The 3,629-nt window shown below is 66.7% G+C and carries 3 protein-coding genes; all 3 read left to right on the top strand.

The window, feature by feature from the left end; translation table 11 throughout:
- Positions 1-166: 166 nt before the first annotated feature.
- The 3 genes from I6F38_RS43000 (at position 167) to I6F38_RS42990 (ending at position 3,479) form a co-directional block, all read left to right on the top strand.
- Complete coding sequence (locus I6F38_RS43000; RefSeq protein ID WP_225164658.1) at positions 167-1,042, top strand: SIS domain-containing protein; 876 nt, start codon at positions 167-169, stop codon at positions 1,040-1,042.
- A 5-nt stretch (positions 1,043-1,047) separates the two neighbouring features.
- Positions 1,048-2,403: an aspartate aminotransferase family protein gene (locus tag I6F38_RS42995; RefSeq protein WP_225164657.1), complete on the top strand. Its 1,356-nt coding sequence runs from the start codon at positions 1,048-1,050 to the stop codon at positions 2,401-2,403.
- 65 nt (positions 2,404-2,468) lie between these two features.
- Entirely contained in the window at positions 2,469-3,479 is a 1,011-nt protein-coding gene (locus I6F38_RS42990) for an amino acid ABC transporter substrate-binding protein (RefSeq protein WP_057018836.1), read from the top strand.
- Positions 3,480-3,629 lie beyond the last annotated feature (150 nt).

Raw genomic sequence — 3,629 nt, 5'->3', positions numbered from 1 at the left:
GATGTCGTCACAGCACAAGGACCCCAGTGAGAAGCGATCTTCTGCCATGCGCAAGAGCGTTTTCGAGCGAAGTGGATACCCGGTTCGCGTGAAGAAGACGCGTCAACCTCAAATCTTGCGCGCGTCATATGTTGCACCAATTTAATATTTGTGCAACATATGTTTCATGGCCCAGGCTCAGCCGAAACCATCGCCCCTGAACGAATTGTGCAGCGCACTGCCGTCGCTGCCGATGCGCTTGCAGGAGGTCGGCCGGTTCGTCGCCGCCAATGATTACGACGCCACCACCCGCTCGATGCGCGAGCTCGCCTCGGTCGCCGGCGCCGATCCTGCCTCATTCACCCGTCTTGCCAAGGCGCTCGGCTATTCCGGCTGGGACGAATTGCGCGCCGCGCTCACCGAGGCGCGCCGGCCGGCACAGGGCTCGCCGTTCTCCGGCCGCGCCAGAGGCCGCCGCGCCGGGCCGAATGCCGATGTCAAACTGGTGCACGACAAATTGGAGGCCGAGGCTGCGGGCCTTGCGCGGATTTCAGCGAGCGCGATCGCGGAAGCCGCGCGTGCGCTGCACTCGGCTGACAGGATCTGGATATCGGGGTTTCGCAGCTGCCGCAGCGTCGCGGAACTGCTGACCTATCAGCTTCGCCTGTTCCGCCCCGACGCCGTGCACCTCGTCGGCGGCTCCGGCCCGTTCGATCTCGACCACGGCGCCTTCCGTTCAGGCGACGCCGTGGTCGTGATCGGCTTTGCGCCCTACACCCTGGTCAGCGTCGAGACGGCGCGCGCGGCGCATCAGGCGCGTGCTGCGCTGATCGCGATCGCCGACATCATCACAGCTCCGATGGCCGAAGGCGCCGATCATCTGCTGCTGTTCGAGGCCGCCTCCTCGCCCGGCTTCTTCCCGAGCCTCACCGGCGCGATCGCGGTGGCGCAGTCGCTCGCGGCCGTCGCTTTCACGCTGGGCGGCGCCGGGGCAAAGCGCAAGCTGGAGGAGACCGAGGGCCGGCTTGCCGAGATGTCGCAATATTTTGTCGAGAAAGGATGAGTGTCATGGCAGCCAGCAAAAGCCGCGTGATGCATCGCAGCCTGCGCGAAACCCCGCCGAAAGCGGTCGGCGGCGACGGCGTCTGGCTGATCGCGGAGGATGGCCACCGGATTCTGGACTCCTCCGGCGGCGCCGCGGTGTCGTGCCTCGGCCATCAGCATCCGCGCATCCTGGCCGCGATCGCCAAGCAGGCCTCGAAGATTGCCTATGCCCATACCGGCTTCTTCTCCTCTGAGCCCGCGGAAGAGCTCGCCGAGCGGCTGGTCGGCCACGAGCCCGGCGGCCTCGGCTATGTCTATTTCGTCAGCGGCGGGTCGGAGGCGATCGAGGCCTCGATCAAGCTGGCGCGGCAATATTTCATCGAGCGCGGCGAGCCGAAGCGTGCGCGCTTCATCGCGCGCCGCCAGAGCTATCACGGCAATACGCTCGGCGCGCTGTCGGCTGGCGGCAATGCCTGGCGCCGCGAGCCCTACGCGCCGCTGCTGTCGCCCTCGTTCAGCCATGTCACGCCGGCCTTCGCCTATCACGAGAAGCGCGACGATGAATCGGAGGCGGCGTTCGTGGCGCGCCTTGCCGCCGAACTCGAAGCCGAATTCCAGCGGCTCGGCCCCGATACGGTCGCGGCGTTCATCGCCGAGCCCGTGGTCGGCGCCACCGCCGGCTGCGTACCGGCGCCGGAGGGTTACTTCAAGGCGGTGCGCGAGATCTGCAACCGCCACGGCGCGCTGTTGATCCTCGACGAGGTGATGTGCGGCATGGGCCGCACCGGCACGCTGCATGCCTGGGAGCAGGAAGGCATCTCGCCCGACATCCAGGCGGTCGCCAAGGGCCTCGGCGGCGGCTATCAGCCGATCGGCGCGATGCTTGCCAGCGGCACGATCGTCGACACGGTGCGCAACGGCTCCGGCGCATTCCAGCACGGCCACACCTATCTGGCGCATCCGCTCGCCTGCGCCGCCGCGCTCGAGGTGCAGAAGGTGATCGCTGAGGAGAAGCTGCTCGACCAGGTCAAGGAGCGCGGCCGCCAGCTCGAGCAGCGGCTCACCGAACGGTTCGGCAATCATCGCCATGTCGGCGACATCAGGGGCCGCGGCCTGTTCTGGGGGCTCGAGCTGGTCGCCGACCGTGCCACGCGGCAGCCGTTCGATCCCAAGCTGAAGCTGCATCAGCGGATCAAGTCCGCGGCCTTCGCCGGCGGGCTCGGCTGCTATCCGTCGGGCGGCACCGCCGACGGCCAGCGCGGCGACCACGTGCTGCTCGCCCCGCCCTATATCGCGACTTCCGGCGACATCGACATGATCGTCGAACGGCTAGGCGCTGCGGTAGACATCGCGCTGAAGGATATCGGTCACGGAGCATGATCCGGAAAAACGGGCACCGGTTTTCCGGGAAGGTCATGCTCAAACGTTAGGAGGAGGAGGAAGACATGCTGAGGGGTATCATCACTCTAACCGTTCTCGCCGCGGGGATCGCGGGCGCGAGCGCGGCGACGCTCGACACCGTCAAGCAGCGCGGCACGCTGGTGTGCGGCGTCTCGACCGGCTTTGCCGGTTTCTCGGCGCCGGACTCGCAAGGCAACTTCAAGGGCCTCGACGTCGACTATTGCCGTGCGCTTGCCGCCGGCGTGCTCGGCGATCCCGCCAAGGTGCGCTACGTCGCGCTGACCGCGCAGAACCGCTTCACCGCGCTGCAGTCGGGCGAGATCGACGTGCTCTACCGCAACTCGACGCAGACCTTTCTGCGCGGCACCACGCTTGGGCTGCGGCAGGGACCGGTCAATTTCTACGACGGTCAGGGCTTTGTCGTGAAGAAGGACCTCGGCGTGAAGGAGCTGAAGGACCTCAAGGGCGCCACCGTGTGCGTCGCCCAGGGCACCACGCATGAAGTGACGCTCGGCGACTACGGCCGCGCCAACGGCATCGACTGGAAGCCGCTGGTGTTCGACCGCGTCGACACCATGTACCAGACCTTCTTCGGCGGCCGCTGCGATGCCATGACCCAGGATGCTTCCGCGCTCGCGGGCGCGGTGGCGACCGCAGCCCCGAAGGCCGATGACTATGTCGTGCTGCCGCAGACCATCAGCAAGGAGCCGCTCGGCCCGTTCACCCGCAACGGCGACGAGGTCTGGAGCGACATCATCACCTGGCTGCATTACGGCCTGATCGAGGCCGAAGAGCTCGGCGTCACCCAGGCCAATGCCGACGAGATGGCGAAGTCGCAGGTCCCGGCGATCCAGCGCCTGCTCGGCGCGTCGGGCGATCTCGGCTCGCGCCTCGGCCTCGACAACAAATGGCTGCTCGCCGCCATCAAGGCCGGCGGCAATTACGGCGAGATCTTCGAGCGCAATGTCGGCAAGGCCAGCCCGCTGAAGCTCGAGCGCGGCCTCAACGCCACCTGGAGCAAGGGCGGGTTGATGTACGCGATTCCGTTCAAGTAGGAAGTCACCTCGCCCCGCCTGCGGCAGGGCTGTCCGGGGAATGATTCACTATGTCGCGGTGCATGCTCGGCAAGACCGAGGCAAATCGGCCTTTTCTGGTTGTCGAGACACAGAAGGCCGAGCATGCGATACCGCGATAGCATTTTTGGA

Source organism: Bradyrhizobium sp. BRP56, assembly GCF_020194035.1.
Taxonomy (GTDB): domain Bacteria; phylum Pseudomonadota; class Alphaproteobacteria; order Rhizobiales; family Xanthobacteraceae; genus Bradyrhizobium; species Bradyrhizobium australafricanum.
The sequence above is the reverse complement of the archived record's forward strand: the minus strand, read 5'-3'. Positions and strand labels throughout refer to the sequence as shown.

Coding starts and splice junctions, on each gene's coding strand:
- I6F38_RS42990 (WP_057018836.1), top strand. CDS start 2,469: ATGCTGAGGGGTATCATCACTCTAACCGTTCTCGCCGCGGGGATCGCG.
- I6F38_RS42995 (WP_225164657.1), top strand. CDS start 1,048: ATGGCAGCCAGCAAAAGCCGCGTGATGCATCGCAGCCTGCGCGAAACC.
- I6F38_RS43000 (WP_225164658.1), top strand. CDS start 167: ATGGCCCAGGCTCAGCCGAAACCATCGCCCCTGAACGAATTGTGCAGC.